Annotated in this window: 15 protein-coding genes and 1 tRNA gene; 9 read left to right on the top strand and 7 right to left on the bottom strand. The window is 43.7% G+C overall.

Features of this window, described 5'->3' with window-relative positions; all coding sequences use genetic code 11:
- Positions 1–185 precede the first annotated feature (185 nt).
- Positions 186–491 (top strand): substrate-binding domain-containing protein, encoded by a 306-nt coding sequence (locus tag WKF69_RS05790; RefSeq protein ID WP_340380296.1) that lies wholly within the window; start codon positions 186–188, stop codon positions 489–491.
- 31 nt (positions 492–522) lie between these two features.
- Here WKF69_RS05790 and WKF69_RS05785 read toward each other — a convergent pair whose 3' ends face one another.
- The 4 genes from WKF69_RS05785 to WKF69_RS05770 form a co-directional block, all read right to left on the bottom strand.
- Complete coding sequence (locus tag WKF69_RS05785) at positions 523–936, bottom strand: EamA family transporter (RefSeq protein ID WP_340380294.1); 414 nt, start codon at positions 934–936, stop codon at positions 523–525.
- A gap of 24 nt (positions 937–960) precedes the next feature.
- Entirely contained in the window at positions 961–1,608 is a 648-nt protein-coding gene (locus WKF69_RS05780) for a phosphatase PAP2 family protein (RefSeq protein ID WP_340380292.1), read from the bottom strand.
- A gap of 12 nt (positions 1,609–1,620) precedes the next feature.
- Positions 1,621–2,802: a BamA/TamA family outer membrane protein gene (locus tag WKF69_RS05775; RefSeq protein ID WP_340380290.1), complete on the bottom strand. Its 1,182-nt coding sequence runs from the start codon at positions 2,800–2,802 to the stop codon at positions 1,621–1,623.
- A 357-nt stretch (positions 2,803–3,159) separates the two neighbouring features.
- Positions 3,160–3,756, bottom strand: coding sequence for a fasciclin domain-containing protein (locus WKF69_RS05770; RefSeq protein ID WP_340380289.1), 597 nt, complete (start codon positions 3,754–3,756; stop codon positions 3,160–3,162).
- Between the two features lie 249 nt (positions 3,757–4,005).
- On the opposite strand from WKF69_RS05770, the gene WKF69_RS05765 reads away from it, so the two are divergent.
- Complete coding sequence (locus WKF69_RS05765) at positions 4,006–4,215, top strand: hypothetical protein (RefSeq protein ID WP_340380287.1); 210 nt, start codon at positions 4,006–4,008, stop codon at positions 4,213–4,215.
- A gap of 98 nt (positions 4,216–4,313) precedes the next feature.
- On the opposite strand, the gene WKF69_RS05760 is transcribed toward WKF69_RS05765, so the two are convergent.
- Positions 4,314–4,760, bottom strand: coding sequence for a hypothetical protein (locus WKF69_RS05760; protein ID WP_340380285.1), 447 nt, complete (start codon positions 4,758–4,760; stop codon positions 4,314–4,316).
- 180 nt (positions 4,761–4,940) lie between these two features.
- Between WKF69_RS05760 and WKF69_RS05755 the strand changes: the two genes are divergently transcribed.
- The 5 genes from WKF69_RS05755 to WKF69_RS05735 all read left to right on the top strand — a co-directional run bounded on the left by WKF69_RS05755 (position 4,941) and on the right by WKF69_RS05735 (position 13,342).
- Entirely contained in the window at positions 4,941–5,684 is a 744-nt protein-coding gene (locus WKF69_RS05755) for a DeoR/GlpR family DNA-binding transcription regulator (protein ID WP_340380283.1), read from the top strand.
- Between the two features lie 234 nt (positions 5,685–5,918).
- Positions 5,919–7,112, top strand: a complete 1,194-nt coding sequence (locus WKF69_RS05750; RefSeq protein ID WP_340380281.1) for an anhydro-N-acetylmuramic acid kinase — start codon at positions 5,919–5,921, stop codon at positions 7,110–7,112.
- Positions 7,113–7,148: 36 nt separating this feature from the next.
- Complete coding sequence (locus tag WKF69_RS05745; protein ID WP_340380279.1) at positions 7,149–10,154, top strand: SusC/RagA family TonB-linked outer membrane protein; 3,006 nt, start codon at positions 7,149–7,151, stop codon at positions 10,152–10,154.
- Between the two features lie 21 nt (positions 10,155–10,175).
- Entirely contained in the window at positions 10,176–11,486 is a 1,311-nt protein-coding gene (locus WKF69_RS05740; protein ID WP_340380277.1) for a RagB/SusD family nutrient uptake outer membrane protein, read from the top strand.
- A gap of 59 nt (positions 11,487–11,545) precedes the next feature.
- On the top strand, positions 11,546–13,342 hold the full coding sequence (locus tag WKF69_RS05735; RefSeq protein WP_340380276.1) for a serine hydrolase: 1,797 nt from the start codon (positions 11,546–11,548) through the stop codon (positions 13,340–13,342).
- 17 nt (positions 13,343–13,359) lie between these two features.
- Here WKF69_RS05735 and ligD read toward each other — a convergent pair whose 3' ends face one another.
- On the bottom strand, positions 13,360–16,056 hold the full coding sequence (gene ligD / locus WKF69_RS05730) for a DNA ligase D (RefSeq protein ID WP_340380275.1): 2,697 nt from the start codon (positions 16,054–16,056) through the stop codon (positions 13,360–13,362).
- Positions 16,057–16,199: 143 nt separating this feature from the next.
- On the opposite strand from ligD, the gene WKF69_RS05725 reads away from it, so the two are divergent.
- A tRNA-Val gene (locus WKF69_RS05725) sits at positions 16,200–16,274 on the top strand.
- An 80-nt stretch (positions 16,275–16,354) separates the two neighbouring features.
- On the opposite strand, the gene WKF69_RS05720 is transcribed toward WKF69_RS05725, so the two are convergent.
- Positions 16,355–16,825 (bottom strand): response regulator, encoded by a 471-nt coding sequence (locus tag WKF69_RS05720; RefSeq protein WP_340380274.1) that lies wholly within the window; start codon positions 16,823–16,825, stop codon positions 16,355–16,357.
- A 170-nt stretch (positions 16,826–16,995) separates the two neighbouring features.
- On the opposite strand from WKF69_RS05720, the gene WKF69_RS05715 reads away from it, so the two are divergent.
- Positions 16,996–19,800 (top strand): S8 family serine peptidase, encoded by a 2,805-nt coding sequence (locus WKF69_RS05715; protein ID WP_340380273.1) that lies wholly within the window; start codon positions 16,996–16,998, stop codon positions 19,798–19,800.
- Positions 19,801–20,119 lie beyond the last annotated feature (319 nt).

The raw sequence follows: 20,119 nt of genomic DNA, 5'->3' as shown, positions 1-20,119 counted from the left end.
TTTTAGAATTTATGAAAAAACTTTTGATTGCTGTTCTCTGCGCTTCCCTAACTGGCACCCGGGCTGATACATGGTTGTGAAATTTATTTTATGCAAATACTTTATGCAAGCATGTATTATATAACACGAGCAGCGTCTTTTTCCCGCCCCGGTTGGCTGTAAATAGAAAGGCGAATCTTACTTAAATGAGTATCCAATTGATAGCCCGGGCCAAACTCAGTGGTCTGAAGGCTATCCGGGCACTTGACATTGACATACCTGGCGAGCTTTCGGTGATCACCTTCGATGATCATGAGCTGTTCGACCTTCACCGGCTTTCTATAACTGCTATAATCCAGCCAGTTGATGAGATATCAGATCAAGTTATTAATATTTTGTTAAACAAGATGAAATCCAACGCGAAACAGAAGAAGGAACAAAACCTGGTATTGCCTACAGAACTGATCGTCCGTGATTCGACAAATGCCGTCGTTGTATCATCTGAATTATAAATTCCTATTCGATAAGCTTTACTATCCGGGATTAAGATATGATCACAAAAGTTCCTGCAACGATCAATAATCCCCCAAGAATAGTTTTCATTTCCATCGGCTCTTTAAGAAACACGAACGATAATCCCATTGCAATGGCTACACTTAGTTTGTCAATGGGAGCCACCTTGGATACGTCACCTGTTTCCAGGGCTTTGAAGTAGAATATCCATGACAGGCCCGTTGCAATTCCGGAAAGGACTAAAAATATTAGGTTGGTACGACTAAGCTGTTTTACCTCTTTCAGTTCGCCGGATAATAAAATTAGTCCCCAGGCCATAAATAGAATAACTACCGTGCGAATTGCCGTAGCAACATTGCCGCTTATTCCTTTTACTCCGACCTTAGCCAGAACTGCAGTTGCTGCAGCAAAAACAGCTGATAGTAATGCGTAGTATTTCCACATAATTCAAATCTGCGAAAATTGTTATCAAGAATGCTCTGTATGGTTATGATTCTTCATATAAAGGTAACTTAAACCAAACAGGAATAAAATACCCAGCATCGCGCTTCCGAGTACATCTGTAAACCAGTGGGCACCCAGGTAGATCCGGGAAACGGGAATGGTGAATATCATGAACGCACACACAGCAATAACCGCTATTCGAAATGGCCGGTTAATATCTTTAAGATGATTCATCAAAATTATCAGAAAACCAAAGAAGGAAACATAGAATAGCACATGTCCGCTGGGAAAGCTTTGGTGTTTCGCTATTTCTATGATACGGACAAGATCGTCGGTAGGCCTGGGACGGTCAATCAGTATTTTTAGTGAACTGCTTATTACCCCGGAAATCATCGTCAGGAGAATAAAAAGGGACTCCTTTCGCCGCCTGAACAAAAAAAAGATTATAGCCGTCACCGATGCAATAACAACCGATTGGGGTGTGTATCCTGGCCAGCTTACGAACTTCATTAACGAATCCAGAAACGGGTACTGATGTTCCTGAACTTCTTCTGAAAACTCCCGGTCTATTACGGAAACAGGAAAGAATGAAACAAGGATGGTAAGCACAATAAAGCCGAGCAATATTCCTCCCAGCACATAGAGCAAAATACGTTTCCTGCGTTCCTTCATAAAAAGCGGAAACTAAAATCGCTGCCGGAGTGTTACAGTAGGCTGCAGACGCTCGTTCGAAAAGCCAGCTATTCCGCGGATAAATAGTTTGTTAAATGGCGTTGCGAAAATACCCGCACCAAACCCATGATGAATGGTATTTGATGTGTCATTTTTAACCCATACCCGGCCAGCATCATATGATCCGATAATGCCAATTTTTCCGGGCATGATCCTACGCAGGAAATTTGGGAGGGTTATACGTGCTTCAAGATTGTTATAAAGTACATGGTCACCGGCAAACCTATGCTTTCTGAACCCCAGTAAATTATCCTGGCTGCCCAGAAAAATGCTTTGATAGAAGGCCGGGTTACCTGATGTCAGCCCTCCGCCGATGCGGTTTGCTAAAACAATATTTCCGTTTGCATCCAGCGATTTATAAAATGAGAACTGGCTGAATACCTGGGCAAAGGATTGAGAACTATTATTAAATCCCTCGAAGCCCTGCAAAACGAAGTTAAAATTTAAACCCTTTGTCGGAAGCGTCTTGTCATCCCTGCTGTCCCAATTTAGGTCCATAATAAGTCCGCCGTGTAATTTATCACTATACAGATCACTAAATTGAGCTCTGATTTCAGGAGTATTGAAATATCTGCCATCGTTGCTTCCATCAACAAAATGCTGAATAGATGGGCCGGCTGTTAAGGATAATTGATCATTGAGTTTAAAGCGGAGTGCGGGCTTTAACTCATAAAAAGAGAAGTTGACCCGATAGAACTTTCTGAAATCGCCTGTTTGATCGAATTTGGTTTCATTGCCGAGGCCAAAGAGATTCATGATATTCCCGTTCATATCTGCAAGAGCTTTTACCGTCAGGTCGGTTCGCTGGAATACTTCTTTGATATCTGCTTCATATTCTATAACAAATGAGCTGGTTGAAAGGCTATGCAATGCCTTTATAGTCTGAAAACTCCCCGGCTGATCGTTGGTTGATTTATCCCGCTGGATCTTATAAGATAATCCCAGAGATATGCCGTCTATCGCCCGAAGATCAGCAGTCGGGCTTAACCGTGCGCCGAGGAGACGATTAGTAAGGCCCGGTTCAGAGGTCGTGTCTTTAACACCAGCATCTCTTTCAGCAGGGATTACTCCCTGGCCAATCGCTGGGATAACAAAGTGTAATGTAAGTAAAGTGATTAGCAGAATTCTTGACATAGCTGTTTTTTAAAGATCATTAAGAATTCGCAATTCAGGTTGATTGAATGCTAGTCTTTGTATCGGTTCCATGAAGGCTAACAAATGTATTGCAATGAAGTTTACCTCGTAGCATTATATGTCACTTTAATTACAAAGGAAAGTGCTTTTTTTATTGGTGAATTGCGCAGGTTATCTCGATTTACATAAGTATCGACCTGAGTTAAATATTCAATAGAGCCTAAAAATATGAAAAAATAAATCGCTAATTATAATGAAGTCAGAGTAATATATACATTCCCAAAGGCTTACACAGAAAAGGCCCTTCCATAAAGTGAAAGGGCCCATCTGAAGAAATTATTTAAATAAGGTCGCCGCTTAGTTTGGCATTAAAACGCCGTCGATAACATGCGTAACACCATTGCTTGATACCACATCAGCAATTGTAACGGTAGCACCGCCTACCCATACCTTACCATCTTTTACAGTGACTTTAAGTTTTTGTCCCTGTACCGTGGTTAACTCCTGGCCATCTTTAAGGTCTGCAGCCATTAAAGCGCCCGGAACAACATGATAAGTTAAGATCTTAGTTAGATCTGCTTTCATTGCCGGTTTCATAAGATTGTCTAATGTCGCTTTTGGAACTTTTGCAAAAGCACCATTGGTCGGAGCAAATACTGTAAATGGTCCAGTTCCGCTTAAAGTTTCTGCCAGACCTGCTGCCGTAACTGCCGATACCAAAGTAGTGTGGTCATTGGAGCCTGCAGCATTTTCAACGATATTCTTTGACGGGACCATCATCGCACCACCAACCTCAACACCTTCTGTACCCATAGTTGATGCATCATCCATCATGCCTGTGGAGTCCATCATTGCAGTGTCCGTGCTTGCAGATTCTGTTTTATTAGAATTACATGCACTCATTGTAGCGACAAATGCTACAGCCATTACCAGGCTTAAAAATTGCTTTTTCATAAAATTGTTTTGGGTTTAAAGTTTTATGAGCGTACCTACGAGATTTCGCATGATGCGGTTTTATTGAAAGTGAATTTTTATTTGCGTTATAATCGGCCGTCTGGATGGGCGAGCAAACTTCCACATCAATATTGTTACAGCGGTACAAAAGTAAACAGGCACTTCTTTTCCTCATATGGTCTAATTATTGTTATATGCTAATCGATTAATTAACAGGACTGTGAGATTGACCATTAAAGAGCTTTCGCTATGGCTATAGATGAACTAAACGCATTTTTCAGCTCTGTTATATTGCCTGATACTATCTTTATATCTGAAGGAGTTAAGATAATTAATGTCCCGGATTTTATACAGGGACATTTACAAGCGTTGAAGGCAGTGGGTGAAGAACCAGTGGCCGCTGTATTTTATGAGCGATTGGTTATGGTGAAAGATCTGCTAACCAGTCAGATTTCCTGATCATTTACATTCAATAAGAATTTCTAAATTAGCAAAGCTGCTGGGGCTCCCGGTCCGGGTTATTGCCAAACCGTTGACCTCGATTCTACTTCTTCATTTTAAAGGCCCTTTTTTTCCAGCATGCTATATACACCAGCAGTCACCAGAGCTCCAATTACGTAATAAGCAATCGTCATAACTTCCCGTTTTTCGCTATTGGCTACATGTGCTTCATTGAGCCCCAAGGGCTTTGGCGCTTTAACAGCAGCGATTCCTGCAGCCAACCCAGCCCCAACAGCGCGCAATAACATGAATTTTTGACCGCCCACTCCCAGAGCGGCGTAATATGAAGCATTACTAACCATATCACCAGCGAGAGCGATGCCATACAATTCTTTTCCAGTGGGGGGGTCAATATCCAGGGCTTCAGCCGACTTTTTTACGACCTCTTCCCCGATTAGATCCATCCTGGGAGCATCGCTGTCTAATTTTCTTAGGGTTTCATGCAGGACATTTAGCACCGTAGCGCCAGCAAATCCTGCTATAAGTGATTTTACATAGTTCATAGTTGTAGTATTTTAGAAGATAACAGAATAGTACGGGGATGGTTTTGGGAAATTAGGTATTAGGCAACCCGTTAAGTTAAGTTTTTTCGTTAAGTACGTAGTTTTCAGCTTTCAACTTTCAGTTTTCAACTCTCCACTGTCAACTCTTTTCCTTAATTTGTCGTCTCAATTAACAAGTTCATGCTCAAGGAAGAACGATTAAATTATATCATTAGCCAAATAAACATTCACAACAAGGTTTTATCGGCCGAGCTTAGCCTGCAGCTGAGTGTTTCTGAAGATACCATCCGCCGGGATTTGAATGAGTTAACAGAAAGCGGGCTTATTCTAAAGGTTCACGGCGGGGCAATATCCCGCTCGTTCCACTCACCGTTTTCCGATAGAGGGGTATTTAAGAAAGAGGCGAAAAAGGAGATTGCCCGGAGGGCTCTTGGCTTGATCGAAGATGGTATGGTTGTACTTGTTGGCGGAGGGACGACGATGATCGAGTTAGCAAGAATGGTTCCTGAGCAGTTGCATTGCACCTTTTTTACCATTAGTCCGCTTGTAGCGCTTGAGCTGGCAGAGTCCCCAAACCTGGAAGTTCACCTGATAGCTGGTAAACTCTCATCAAATTCACAGACCCTGGTAGGATCCCAGGTGATCCATCAACTGAGTGAGATCCATGCAGATCTTTGTTTCCTGGGGGCTAACAGTGTTTCTATAAAGGATGGGATCACAGATTCAGACTGGGAAGTTGTCCAGGTTAAAAAGGGGATGATCAAAGCAGCCTCTGAAACTGCGATCCTGACAATAGCAGAGAAGCTAAACTCGTTTCAGAAGATGAAAGTGTGCGGACTTAGTGATATTAAGTACATGATAACCGATCTGGATAAAAAACATGAAAGCTTTCAGCAGTATTCAAAGAAGGTAAAGTTGATTTAATAATTGGTAGTAGTTAGTTAATGGTTTGTTAGTCTGGACGGGCTAAACGCTTTGCCTAACAACTAACGACTACTATCCAATATGCGGAATTTTGCAGGTTTTATTGAAAGCATGCAAAATAATTTACTTTGTGATGAAAATCTGCCTCACATTACACTAAATATCATTATTTTTGAAAGAGGAAACCGGCATTTTCAGGTTTATTAATGCGCCATAAGCTATCGAGCTATTAAAATGAATGCTAATATCCAAAAGTTATACGATGTTGCTTCTAAACCTGTTAGACGAATAATTGGCTTAATGTCGGGAACATCTTTCGACGGGCTGGATATTGCCGTTTGTGAATTTCAGGGAAGCGGGCTTGGCACACATATAAAAGTCATAAATTTTATCACCAAGGACTATAAGTCAGATTTTAAAGAAGACTTAAAGTCTATCTTCGCGAAGAAGTTTGCTGATCTGGAGAAGATCACATTACTAAATGCAGTAATCGGAAGCTACTACGCTGAATTAATACTGGAGTGTCTCGGGGAATGGGGTATCTCACCGAATGAAATAGATCTGATCGCAAGCCACGGACAAAGCATTTACCATGCCCCATCTCACCAGCATAAAATAGAAGGGTATCCAAATGCAACGCTGCAAATCGGTGATGCGGATCATTTGGCGATGAAAACTGGTATCACCACATTAAGCGATTTTCGCCAAAAGCATATTGCAGCAGGTGGTGAGGGTGCCCCTCTGGCGGTATATGGAGATTATTTGATCTTCTCGAGTGCCACAGAGAACCGGATCATGCTGAATATTGGCGGAATTGCCAATTTTACTTTTCTCCCTTCAGGTCATTCCACCGGGTTTTTCTCGTCAGACGTGGGTCCTGGAAATACCTTGATGGATCAATATATCCAGCTTAAATATCCGGGTAAATATTACGACAAAAATGCGGAAATAGCTTCTGCAGGTCAGGCTAATGATGCACTTTTGAATGCATTGCTTGATCATCCTTTTTACAAGGCAGGTTTCCCTAAAACTACAGGACCCGAGCTCTTTAGCCTGGATTATTTAAATAGTGCCATGGAGCGTTCAGGACAATATAATCTGTCAAATGAAGACGTGATGGCAACCCTGGCCGTTTTCTCGGCGAAAGGTATTATAATGGCGATTGAGGAATCTGTAAAGGGCAGAGGGGAATTTGAAATTTATCTAAGCGGGGGCGGGATGTACAATCCTCTCCTTGTGAAATATATAGAAGGATATTCTGGACGGAAATTGAAATTTACGTCCGACCTGGGGATAAATCCGGATGCAAAAGAAGCTGTGTTATTTGCATTGCTGGCAAATGAGGCAGTGGCCGGAGGTAATACTCCTTTCGGAGATCGTCCGGGTGTACCAACTGTGTCAATGGGGAAAGTAAGCTTCCCTAAATAATACCAATAAACCAAAAATCAATTAAAAATCACAAGTATGAAAAAAGTGTTACAAACATTTAGAAGATGGCCACAGCTGCTCGCAGTTATTGCCATTATGTGCTGCCAGATAGCAACAGCACAAACTTCGAGGTACACCATCAAAGGTGTTATCACGGATGCACGGAATAAGGAGCCGTTAATTGGGGCTGCTGTCCGGATCACAGGCACCAATCAGGGAACATCCACTGATGTGAATGGGGCATTCTCTCTGAATTTAGATCTCAGTCAGGGAAGCTATCCTGTTGCGATAACTTACGCTGGTTACAAAACTGTAACCCGTACTGTTATGTTAAACCAGAGCGTGGTTACCCTGAACGTGGAAATGTCCGAAGACGCGTTAAACCTTGACGAAGTTGTCGTTACCGGTACGACAGTGGCAACAAGTAAAAGACAATTAGGAAACGCAATTTCTACAGTTTCTGCCAAGGAACTTGAAGGAGGAGCTGCTACCTCTATTGATCAGGCTTTAGCCGGTAAGGTATCGGGAGCGCAGATTTCGCAGAATTCGGGAAATCCCGCAGGCGGTATCAGTGTCCGCTTACGTGGTAACAGTACTATCTCGGGTTCAAGTGATCCGTTATACATCGTGGATGGGGTGATCATCAATAACAGTTCAGCAGAATTGGTCGACCTTGGAGGGTATACACAAAACAGGCTTGTGGATATCAATCCTGCCGATATTGACCGGATTGAGATCATTAAAGGTGCTGCTGGTGCCGCAATCTATGGTTCCCGTGCGAGCAACGGTGTAGTTCAGATCTTTACTAAAAAAGGTAAATCCGGGGCACCGGTAGTTAATGTTTCGACGCAGTTCCGGAGCAATTCATTACGTAAGAAAGTCGAATATAACGAATACCCGTTCCGTTTCATAAATACCACTGCCGCAGATAAAACCCAGGTGCCCGTAACACGGTACGATCTTCAGGACGAGATTTTTGAAACTGCGTATGGCTCAGAAACCAATGTTTCAGTTTCCGGAGGATCAGATAATAGTCAGTATTATGCAAGTGCCGGCTACCTTGGAAATGATGGGATCATAAAAAATACAGATTTCAAAAGGGCTACAACCCGTTTGAGGTTGGATCAAAGAATCAATGATGTGTTCAAACTTAGCACAGGCCTTAGTTATACCAGAAGCACTAGTTCTGAGCTGCCAAACGGTGGTATCAACTCCGCCTGGGGTGCTTTGACAGGATTTATCTTCGGAAACAATTTTATTAATCCTCAACCAGACGCAACAACAGGCGTATATCCCGCCTTGGCGCCTTCGTTTCTGCTAAGAACTAATCCTCTGGAAGCGATCAATCGTTTCGATTTTGATCAGCAAACCAACCGCTTAATTGGAGATATTACGCTCTCCGCCGAACCGGTTAAAAATCTTTCAATCAACTATACCTTAGGGGTTGATAATGCAACCCAGCTTGCAACAGCATTTATTCCCATAGGTAATACCACTCCTGAAAACACAACAGGTTATGCAAGAAAAGCAGACAGGATCAGCCTTTTGCTGAACAATGATCTCAATATGGCTTACAGAGCGAAAGTTGGTTCATGGTTGGAATCAACAACATCGCTTGGAGGAACTTTACAAACCGAACGGATTAACTCAACCAGCATCACAGGCAGGCAGTTAAGTCCTGCAAGCCAGTCTGCATCAAGCGGCGCTTCGATTGTTACAGGAGATGCTAATTCGACCCTTAACATCCAGGGTTTCTATGTTCAGCAAACCTTCGGCATTGCTAACAGATTATATTTAACAGGTGCCATAAGAAGAGATGGTTCATCCTCTTTCGGAGAAGCAAACAGATGGCAAACTTATCCGAAGCTGAGCGGATCCTACATAATTTCTGAGGAAGGTTTCTGGAAGGAATCTTCATTGGGATCAGTTATCCCAAGCCTTAAGATCCGTGCTTCTTACGGACAATCAGGTAACCTTACCGCAATCGGTGCATATGATCGTTTCAGTAATTATCTGAATGTGTCCCTTGCCGGTCTTCCCGGCCTTTCGGCCCCTACACAGTTTGGCAATGCAGATGTTAAACCAGAACGTCAGACTGAGAAAGAAATTGGTTTAGATGCCAGCTTCCTGAAGGATCGCTTAGGACTTGAGGTATCGGTTTACGATAAAGGTGTGCAAGACTTGCTGCTGCCGGTTACCCTCAGACCATCAACAGGCTATCTTACTCAATTTCAGAATATCGGAAATATGACCAACAAAGGTCTTGAAGTTATGCTTAGAGGTGTACCTGTTCAAAGTTCAAACTTTAAGTGGAATTCAACTTTGATCTTCTCCAAAGTTAAGAACAGAGTTACCGATGTTCCGGGAGGCGTGGTTACCTTTCCTGGTGGTTTTGGTCAGGTAGCAGCTGTTAATGGCTATGCACTTGGTGCATTTTACGCGACAGCTTTCGCACGCGACGCTTCAGGAAACAAGCTACTTAATGTAGCTGGTTTCCCGCAACCGGAACAGAAGAGCCGCAATTCAGCCGGGCAACCGACTGGTGGAAATCAGCCCCGCGTCATTGGTGACCCGAACCCGGATTGGACAGGATCATTTACCAACGAATTCTCGATTGGTAAAAATCTTTCATTGAGGATGCAATGGGATGCCTCGTATGGCAATGATGTTTTTAATTTTACGCGCCGTGTTGGCAACCGTGATTTCTATGGCGGACTTAAGGGATATGAAGACGAATTGAGAGGTACGGTTCCAAAGGGTACTTCAGCCGCGTTATTCGGTATCATGGAGAACTGGATAGAAGATGGATCATATCTGAAATTCAGAGAATTATCTGCTACATACGATATCCGATTAAAAGCTCTTAATAATAAACCTTTGCGGATAACCGTTTCCGGAAGAAATCTATTGTCGATTGATAAGTATAAAGGATGGGATCCTGAAACCAACGCTGCTGGTCAGAGCACGGCTGTGCGCGGCTTTGACTTTGTGGAGGTGCCAATCCCGAGAACTATCGCTGTCGGATTAAATTATACTTTTTAATTTTAAATAAACTGAATCGAGATGAAAACCAATTTTATATATAAATATCTCCTTCCCGTAATGGTATTGTTTGTATCCTCGTGTGAGTTGGATCAAACGAATCCTAACTCTGCCACCGACGAACAGGTGCTGAATACAAGGGAAGGTATTATCGCCCTTAGTATTGGGATAAGACAAAACTATTCAATCAATGGACTTGGTAGCGCAATGCTTGCACCAACGGTTACGGCCAGGGAAATGAAAGGTACTGCAACCTTTACTAACACTTTGGAGCTTGAAGCTGGAGGTACAGCACTGCCAAGTGCGAACGGCATTATTCTGACTTATTGGTCAAACATGCAGCGGCAGATGCAGATGAGTGAGAACCTGATCGCGAATGCGCCTGGAGTAGGGGGCATCGAGCCCGGATTACTCAGCGGAATTATGGCACAGGCTTATTTGTTCAAAGCATTGGCATTGACCAATCTGGCTACTGCATTTGAGCAGGCTAATCTTAACAGCAGTACCACCGAACCTGTGACCTTTGTACCACGTGCCCAGGTTTTTGCTGAGGCCTTAAGATTAATTGGCGTGGGTATAACAGGAATCACGGCAACAGCACCATCTGCGTCTTTCACCAGCCTGGTAAGTGGTCCTGATTTTGATCTGCGGAACACCTTATTTGCCATGCAGGCAAGAATAAATCTGATAGCTGGTAATTATGCGCAGGCCCTTGCCAGCGCCAATATGGTAGACCTGACCAAAAAGTCGAGTTTCACCTACACCACATTAAGTCCGAATCCGATACATAGTCTTTATAACGTGACCAGGTCTTACCGTCCCCGTGAGAATTACGGTCTTCCAGCCGGATTATTCGATCCTGCAGATAAACGTTTAACCTTCTATTTCACAACTCCAAGAGATATAATAAACGCTGACCCTGTAGTAACACTTGTGGGCTTCGCAGCGGCTCAAACCACGCCAATTCCTGTTTTTCTTCCTGATGAGATTAAGCTGATCAAAGCGGAAGCTACTTTAAGAACGGACGGGCCTTTGGCTACAGCGTTAGGCTTAATAAATGAAGTAAGGACGCAGGTATCAGGCGATCTTTTCGGTGTAAATGCAGGACTGTCAGCTTACGCCGGACCTGTTACTAAAGATGAGCTTCTTCTGGAAGTTTACAGACAGCGTTGTGCTGAACTATATCTTAGCGGATTGAAATGGGAAGATACACGACGGTTTAATCGTCCGGCACCACCGGCTAATAACTCCGAACGCAACAGGATCTTCTATCCATACCCTGACCAGGAAAGGATAAATAACAAAAATACACCAGCTGATCCTGCGATTTAATTATCTTAGATATCAGAAAGAGAGGAACAAAAGTTCCTCTCTTTTTTTGCCAGAAAATTATGAGAAAGATACTGACTCTGTTCTTAGCTTTTGCCTCAACAGCAGCTTGTACGCAGGAGCAAAATACTCCGGCTAAATTCAAAGCAGATGAAAGCGGTGCAGTTGTTTTAAACAACGGCAATTCCGTAATCCCATTGATGAATGTTAAAGACCTTAAAATTGCGAGTGTCGATTTAGGTTTCCCTAATTCGGCGGTTTTTGACAGCATTGCCGGAAAGTACTGGGCCGTGAAAACCTTCCAGGGGGATACTATCACGACGTCACAAGGCTTTAACATGATGCACATGAAACTAAAGCTATATAATGTTGTGATGCTTAAATTGTCAGGCCAAAGTTCATTCAGTTTACCTCTGATGAAGTTTATTGCTGACCTGGAAAGCCAGACTAAAGTAATTTTTGTATTATCAGGAAGTGGGGCAAATTTTGTCAAACTGGAGAAAACACGGTCCCCGCTGATCTGGAATAAACTGCAAACGCCCGAATCTGCATCGGCCAGTGCCCAGATCATTTTTGGAGGCTTAGCATCAGCAGGAAAGCTGGATGCCAATTATAGCACCACCTTTAAGAAGGGTACAGGGTATAGCACACAAAAGATTCGCCTGGGATATTCCACTCCTGAAGCAGTTTCCCTAAGCAATCGTTTTGGTTCCGGCATTGATGCTATAGTAAAGGAAGGTATCACCGCTCATTCCGCTCCATCTGCAGTGGTCCTGGTGGCTAAAGATGGTAAAGTAATCTTTAGCAAAGCTTACGGTGCCCACTCTTACGACGGGCCTAACCCTACAAAACTGGATGACATCTATGATATGGCGTCAGTAACAAAAATTACGGCGACAACGCCTTCCATCATGCGTCTGTATGACCGGAAAATGATCGGCCTTGACAGCCTGATAAGCAGATATGTAGCAACCACCAGGAACATTCCCGATAAAAGTGACATAAAAATTAAGGAAGCCTTGCTGCATGAAGCAGGCTATTATCCTTATATCAAGTTTTTCGAATTGCTGAAGCCGGGCGAGACGAGCAAAGATTCCTCATCTGCTTATCCCGTTAAAGTAGCGGACGGCTATTTCCTGCGGGCAAATTATTTTGAAGATGTAATGTGGCCGGTAACCCTGAAATCTCATGGAGAATCCAGAGGGAAATACGTTTACAGCGATTTGAGTATGTATATGTTAAAGGAGGTGGTTGAACAGGTAAGCCACACAAGGCTTAACGACTATGTCCTGAACGAATTCTATCTTCCACTGGGTATGCAGGCGACCGGATTTTTACCACGTAACCGATTTGACCGGTCCAGGATAGTACCCACCACGGAGAATGATAACTGGTTCAGGAGCATGCGGGTACAAGGCTATGTCAATGATCCGGGTGCGGCAATGGCGGGTGGGGTGCAAGGCCATGCCGGTTTATTTTCAACTGCCAATGACCTGGCGATCTATTACCAGATGCTTTTAAATAAAGGTACGTACGGCGGTGAGAAATTCTTTGAACCTTCAACCGTTGAGCTGTTTACTTCCCGGCAGTCTAAAGTAAGTCCCCGGGGTTATGGCTTCGCACGATTAACAGAGGCCGAAGAAAAGGCTGATAACGGCTACCCCTCTCAGCTTGCATACGGGCATAGCGGGTATACCGGAACCTATGTTTGGGTAGATCCAAAATATAACCTGATTTACATCTGCTTAACCAACAGGGTGTATCCTGATGATAACAAAACGTACGGCATTTCAAAGGTAAACCTGCGGGCAAGGGTTCTCGACTTTGTATACGAGGAAGTGCTAAAGGCCCAAAAGTGATTCCACAGGGTCAGCATCTACACATTGAAAATTCCCTGTGCTTTCTGTATCACTTTTTCAAGATCAATCCCTTTTCCGAGCACACCTTTGAATAAGTCTCCTTCAACTTTTAACCGATCCATGGAATTAAATATGGTAAAATGTTTCATTGTTAATCCCGGTTTAACTTCATCCCAATGAAGCGGCATTGAAACCGTTGCTCCTGGTTTCGGACGAAGTGAATAGGGTCCGGCAATAGTTGCGCCGGGGCGATTTTGCAAGAAGTCAAGGTACATTTTGCCATTTCGCTTCGCTATCATACGCTCTAAGCTGGTATAACCCGGAAGCTGCTTATGTACGATATTCACGATGATGCGGGCAAACATTTGTGACTGATCATACGAATACTTCGCCGCCAGCGGAATGTAAATATGTATACCCGTAGAGCCCGAGGTCTTACAGAAGCATGGCACATCGATAGCATCACAGACTTTTTTAACCTCCTGAGCGGCTTCGATCACCTGGTCAAAAGTGTTTTTGTCCGGGTCGAGATCGATTACGCAATAATCAGGCTCATCAGGTGACTGTACACGACTAAACCATGGATTCATTTCGATACAGCCCAATGAAGCCATCCAGAGCAGCGTTGCCTCATCAGCACCAACCAGGTATTCCTTGTGCTCACCTTCGCCGTTTACATATGGAAATGTTTTAACCCAATCCGGAGCCTTCCCTTTCACATCTTTTTGATAAAAGCTCTGTCCATGAATGCCACCAGGGAACCTGTTCAGAGATTGAGGCCTGTCTTTGAGGTACGGGAGGATAAACTCGGAGATTTGATAATAGAAGTTAAACATATCCCGCTTTGTTACCCCATCCTCAGGCCAGTATATCTTGCTCAGGCTGGTAAACTTCAGATCATGCCTGCAGATCTTCCTGACCTGTGTTTCGTCTTTAGGATTTAAAAGGGTTTTTTTTGTTTTGTTCTTAGGCGGACTTACTGCCCGCTGGTGAACCGATTCAGGTTCTTCTTCAATTATGGCATTAGTAGGCTGGGCAATTTCTCTCACCACATCTTCTGCCTTTTTATCACTCCGCATGCCCTGAAATGATGGATGGCGGAAGACGCCATCGCTTGTCACCTCCGTAAAGGCCACCTCACAAACCAACTCCGGCTTAAGCCAGGTTGCTTTTGTTTTCGGGGGATTGGGTCGGAAGCGGGAGGGTTTATTATAATCCGGCTCGGAAGAAAAAGGGCTTTTATCAGTAATTAGGGGCTTAAATTGGCGAAGCATCTCTTTTTGCTTGCTTACAGAGAAGCCGGTACCCACCTTGCCGGCATACTGGAGCTTGCCACCTTCGTAAACGCCTAATAACAATGAGCTGAATGCTTTCGTGGTGTCTTCATTCTTTGTGTAGCCCGCAATAACTACCTCCTGCCGTTGACTTACTTTAATTTTAAGCCATTCCCTTGAGCGAACGTTTGCAGAATAGGTGCTGTCGGCTTTTTTAGCGATAATTCCTTCCAAACCCATCTTTTCGGCGGCCCTGAAAAAATCGGTTCCGCTGGCATTAAAAACTTTACTCAAGCGGATGCTGTCATCGTCAGTTGGGAGGACTTCTTTAAGAACCTGCTGTCTTTGTGATAGGGGAAGGTCAGTCAGACTTTTCCCTTCATACCATACGAGATCAAAGACATAAAAAACAAGCTCTCCATCTGCCTCGCTTCGCCAGTTCTGGAGATTTCCGAAATTAGAGACCCCCTTATCATTTATAACCATTATTTCCCCGTCCACAACGGCATTGATCTTCCATGTTTCCAGCGTTTTCTTTATCGGGTAAAATTTATCATTAAAGCTTTTGTTGTTCCTGGAGAAAAGTTCGACACTGCCATCCTGAATAAACCCAAGGGCACGGTAACCGTCCCATTTTACCTCATAAACCCAGTCCGGATCATCAAAAGGTTCATCTACAAGCGTTGCCAGCATCGGTTTAATCCCGGCGGGAAACTTCATTTTCTTTGCATTTTTTAAAATAGCTTCAGCAGTAAGCCCGGAATTATTTGCTGCAGCTTCAGTCGCTTTTTTTGTTTTTTTTTTGAGGGATTCATCAGTCTTTTTGAGCGATTGCTCATGGCCAGCTTCCCATACCTTTTCGCTGGTTTTTTCCATGGATTCAATCGTTTTGCCCGACAAGACAGATTTGTCCTTTTTTGTTATGTCAGTTGGAGAAGCAAAATCATCTTTGTGCTTAATCAGGAGCCAACCGTTTTCTCCCATTCCATTGGTTTTAACTAATGCATATTCTCCTTCTACTTTTTCGCCCTGTAATTTTATTTTAAGTGAGCCCTCTTTTAATTGTTTAAGAAGATGTTTCTCCTGGGCTTTTTTGCCTTTTATTGCATCAATGGGTTCATAAGTCCCTTCGTCCCATACGATAACCGTTCCTCCGCCGTACTCGCCCTGAGGTATAATGCCCTCAAATAATCTATAGTCATAGGGGTGGTCTTCGACCATCATAGCAAGCCGTTTTGTCTTTGGGTCTGTCGAAGGGCCTTTAGGCACTGCCCAGCTCTTGAGTACGCCCTCCATTTCCAGCCTGAAATCATAGTGTAAACGGCTGGCGTCGTGCTTCTGGATAACAAACCGAAGCTTATCCTTATCCTTGCTTGTACCTGCCCTGGGTTCCGATGTTTTTGTGAAATCCCTCTTATTCACATATTTTTCAAGACTCATGCTATTATTTCACATTAGGTTTGTCACTCTTTGTTAACAGACCTGGAGTGGAAAAGTTTATCAGAGTGTTTCATGAAAAATCTTTTGCCGCGAGGCAGAACATCCCATTAGTATTGTTAATTTTGAATGGATTCCAGAGATCGGGGAAATTAGCTCAGCTGGTTTAGAGCACTACCTCGACAAGGTAGGGGTCGCTGGTTCGAACCCAGTATTTCCCACAAAGACGAAGTACTCATCGGATGACTGACAGTCATCCGATGAGTACATATTAAACCATAGGTCCTAAAATTCTGTAAGATCAGGCAGCGTTGGTCTCCTGCAGGTCCTGATTGGCATCCTGAATGTTCGCTCTTTCCAAAGTTTCCTGAAGCGTGATCAGGTATTGTGTAGTCATGGCCTCATTATGAAAATCTATGACAAATGGATGCTGGCTTGCCCGGACGGATTCGCTGGTATCTATGGACTGGGAAGTAATAACGATTTTAGTTTCTTTGAAATAAGGCCATATATGGGTTGAAAACTGATCCAAAAACTCCCAGCCATCCATTACCGGCATATGCAGGTCCAGAAAAATTACTTTAGGATAATTGCCATCCTGATATTCATTAGTATCTATAAGTTGCTGGCAATAAGTAAGCGCCTGACTGCCATCCTTTTTTTCGATTATCTTTTCTGCGAAATTAGCATTGCTTATGGTGCGTTTAAGTATGAATAATGTAATATCATTATCATTAACACATAAAACGCTGTTCAATTTTTCGAAGGCCATATGACTAATTTTTACAGGTGATGACTGTTTATACGGGACTTAATGATCTAAGGTTTCAAAAATCTCAAGCATTTACGTATATTCTTTGGACCGGAACATAATTGATCTAAAGACCATTGATTGTTATGTACTTATGAGCCGATTTTATTATTTTTGGGAAACTATACTGTATGAGAAAACTTTTACTGCTAGTATGTTGCTTTTTTGTTTTAGCAGTACAGGGACAGGATAATTCGCGGAAGTTACCCGGAACATTTGAACTTCCCCGGGGCGTATCAGGTAAGGATTATTTACCTAACACAGTGATTATTAAATTTCGGGGTGGAAGCAGTGTCAGTCAGATAAAGGCCGCCACCAGTAAGCTCAGCTCTAATACACTTAATATTTCATCGGCAGGCCTGAAGGATGTTAAACAATTGTTTAAAGCTTCAGTGCTTTCAGCTAGGGAGCCCATAGGGCGCACTGATTTTAGTGACACGGTGGGGCTTGACCGTATTTATGAATTTAAATTCACCGGCAATAGCAGCATAGAAACGGTTATTAATGAGATCTTAGAAAGCCCTATCGTCGAATACGCTGAACCAAGCTATATTTACCATACTTCGTACATTCCCTCCGATCCGTTTTATACTTCCTCACAAAACTACCTAAGGCAGATAAAAGCCGATTTAGCCTGGGATGTCATCAGAAATTCATCAGGTATTATTATAGCCATAGTTGACTCGGGGTCAGATCTGGATCATGAAGATCTAAGGGCAAATATCATTTTCCCGGGCAAGGATCTGGTGGGTGCCAGTATCACTACCTCGATTGAGGATAACGACCCTGATGTCAAGAGTGATTCTACAGATCACGGGGTGCGCGTCAGCGGCCTCGCTTCAGCAGTGTCTGATAACGGGATCGGGATCAGCAGTTTAGCCTTTAACGCGAAACTATTGATTGTAAAAGCGGGCGCTGATAATAATGCTACAGTCATTTATAAAGGCTACGAAGGCATAAAATATGCGGCCGATAACGGAGCGAATATCATTAATTGTTCATGGGGAGGCCCTGCCGGAGGTTCTTTCGGGCAGGATATTATTAACTATGCGGTAGCAAAAGGCTGCCTTGTTATTGCGGCCGCCGGAAATGAGGCATCGATAGAACCTGAATATCCAGCTGCTTACACGGGGGTGATGGCAGTTACCAGCGTCGATAATTCAGACAGGAAAAGCAACTTTGCCAACTTTGGGTCACACATCGCCATTTCTGCTCCCGGGGAAACATTTTCTACGGGAAACAGGAATAATTATACGATAGCACGCGGGACTTCATTTTCTGTGCCTTTGGTGTCTGGTACAGCAGCGCTCGTTAAAAGCCGGTTCCCGGGCTTTGATATGAGTCAGGTCAGGGAACAGATCCGGGTAACTGCGGACAATATCGATCCCGTAAACATAAACTTTGCAGGCCGCCTTGGAAAGGGCAGGTTAAATGTATTCCGTGCCGTTACCGAGACGCCGCCGTCCATTCGACAGCAAAAAATTACCCTCGTCGATAAAAGCCGCGGATCCATTCCGCCGGGGGATACGCTGAGAATATTTCTCGATCTCAAGAATTTTCTCTCGCCTGTTTCCGGGCTAACCGTAAAACTCACCTCAGAAAATCCGGACGTTCAGGTTATTGATGAGCAGGTAAATGTTGGCGCGCTGGGCACTTTGCAAACTCGGGCTATGGTCGGGGCTTTTAGAGTATATATCAAACCAACTATATCAGACAATGAAGAAGTTACCTTCAAGCTGACTTATACTGCGGCTGGAGGTTATAGTGATACAGAGTTTTTCACTATTCGGGTTGCCCTCGATTATTTGAATATCACGGTAAATAAGATAGCAACAACCATTAGCAGCAATGGGCGGGTGGGCTTTAGCGGACCAGATGGCACAAAAGGTTTGGGGTTCGTTTATATGAATGAACAGCTGTTATTTGAGGCATCCTTAATGATCGGCAGCTCCCCCACAAAAGTATCTAATAATGCGCGTAACAATCAAGGCGGGGCGGATGAGCACTTTATTAAAAAGGTTCGAGTGGTTAAGTTAGATGATAGTCAGGCGGCGTTCAAAGGTCAATCTGAATTTGATGATTCAGGAAATCCGAGCCGGCTTAACTTGCTGGTTAAACATACCCAGACCGCATTCGCGTCAGCGCCTGACGATAAATATTCCATTGTTGAATATGAAATCCGGAACACAGGCGCAACCACCTTGAGCGGAATATATCCGGGTATGCTGACAGATTGGGATGTTGATCCGTCTGGACGGGATGTAACACGGTTTGACGGTCCTAATAGACTGGGACTGGTATATCCTAAGACAGGAAGCGGTATTCATACGGGAGTAAAGCTGTTGAATACAGAATTTGCGCCGGCATACTATCCCATGTCTGACCAAATATTAGGTGACCCCTCTCAAAATGGCGGAGGGCTTAGTACAGCTGAGAAATATGAGAGTTTATCCAGCGGCATTAAGACCATATCGCTCGGCGAGGGCACTCCCAATGGTATTGACGTCATGTTTGTGAGTGGCTATGGCCCGCTGACCATACCTGTCAATGGATCAGTTAAGATTGCTTTTGCATTCATCGCCGGCGATAATCTGACCGACATTCAGGCAAGTGCATTAGCTGCACAAAAAAAATACAATGAAGTTGTTCAGCCCGGTCCCTTAGTACCCGTTGACGGATTCGTTCTGGAGCAAAATTCCCCAAATCCGGCAGCACATCTCACTACAATAAAATTCAGCATACCAGAGCTGGGTACAATGTCCATTATACTTTATAATATTGCCGGACAGCAGGTAAAGGAACTTGTTAACGCAAATTTGCCAAAGGGTTCCTACAGCATAAATGTTGATTCATCAACACTTGAGCCAGGGATATACGTTTACAGGATGAAATTTAAAGGGAAAGAGAAGGCCCTGAAGATGATTGTTGGGAAGTGATTTGTTCTGTTTCCGGAGGGGCTGTCCCGCCCGGTGCGGAAAGAGGGTAACTTATCCCTGCGACTTTAGAGATATGCGTCCAGTGTCACCCTGGTGTGGGTAGGGGCAATGTCATTAACTTAAGATTTGTACGGCTACTGTGGTCTAGACTGGCTATGCGGTTTTTTTTGAGGTTCCAGCCTGCCTGCGGTAGGCAGGCTTTCGCGGAATGACAACGCCCTGGGGGAGATATGGGGAGATTCCAGCCTGCCTGGCCGGTAGCTTTCCCCCGATTTCTATGGTTAAACAAGCATATAGTTATAGTTTTTTTCATAAGGTC

This window comes from Daejeonella sp. (assembly GCF_037719425.1).
In the GTDB taxonomy this organism is placed as follows: domain Bacteria; phylum Bacteroidota; class Bacteroidia; order Sphingobacteriales; family Sphingobacteriaceae; genus Daejeonella.
Note: the sequence above shows the minus strand (reverse complement) of the source record. Positions and strands in the feature narration are given on the sequence as shown.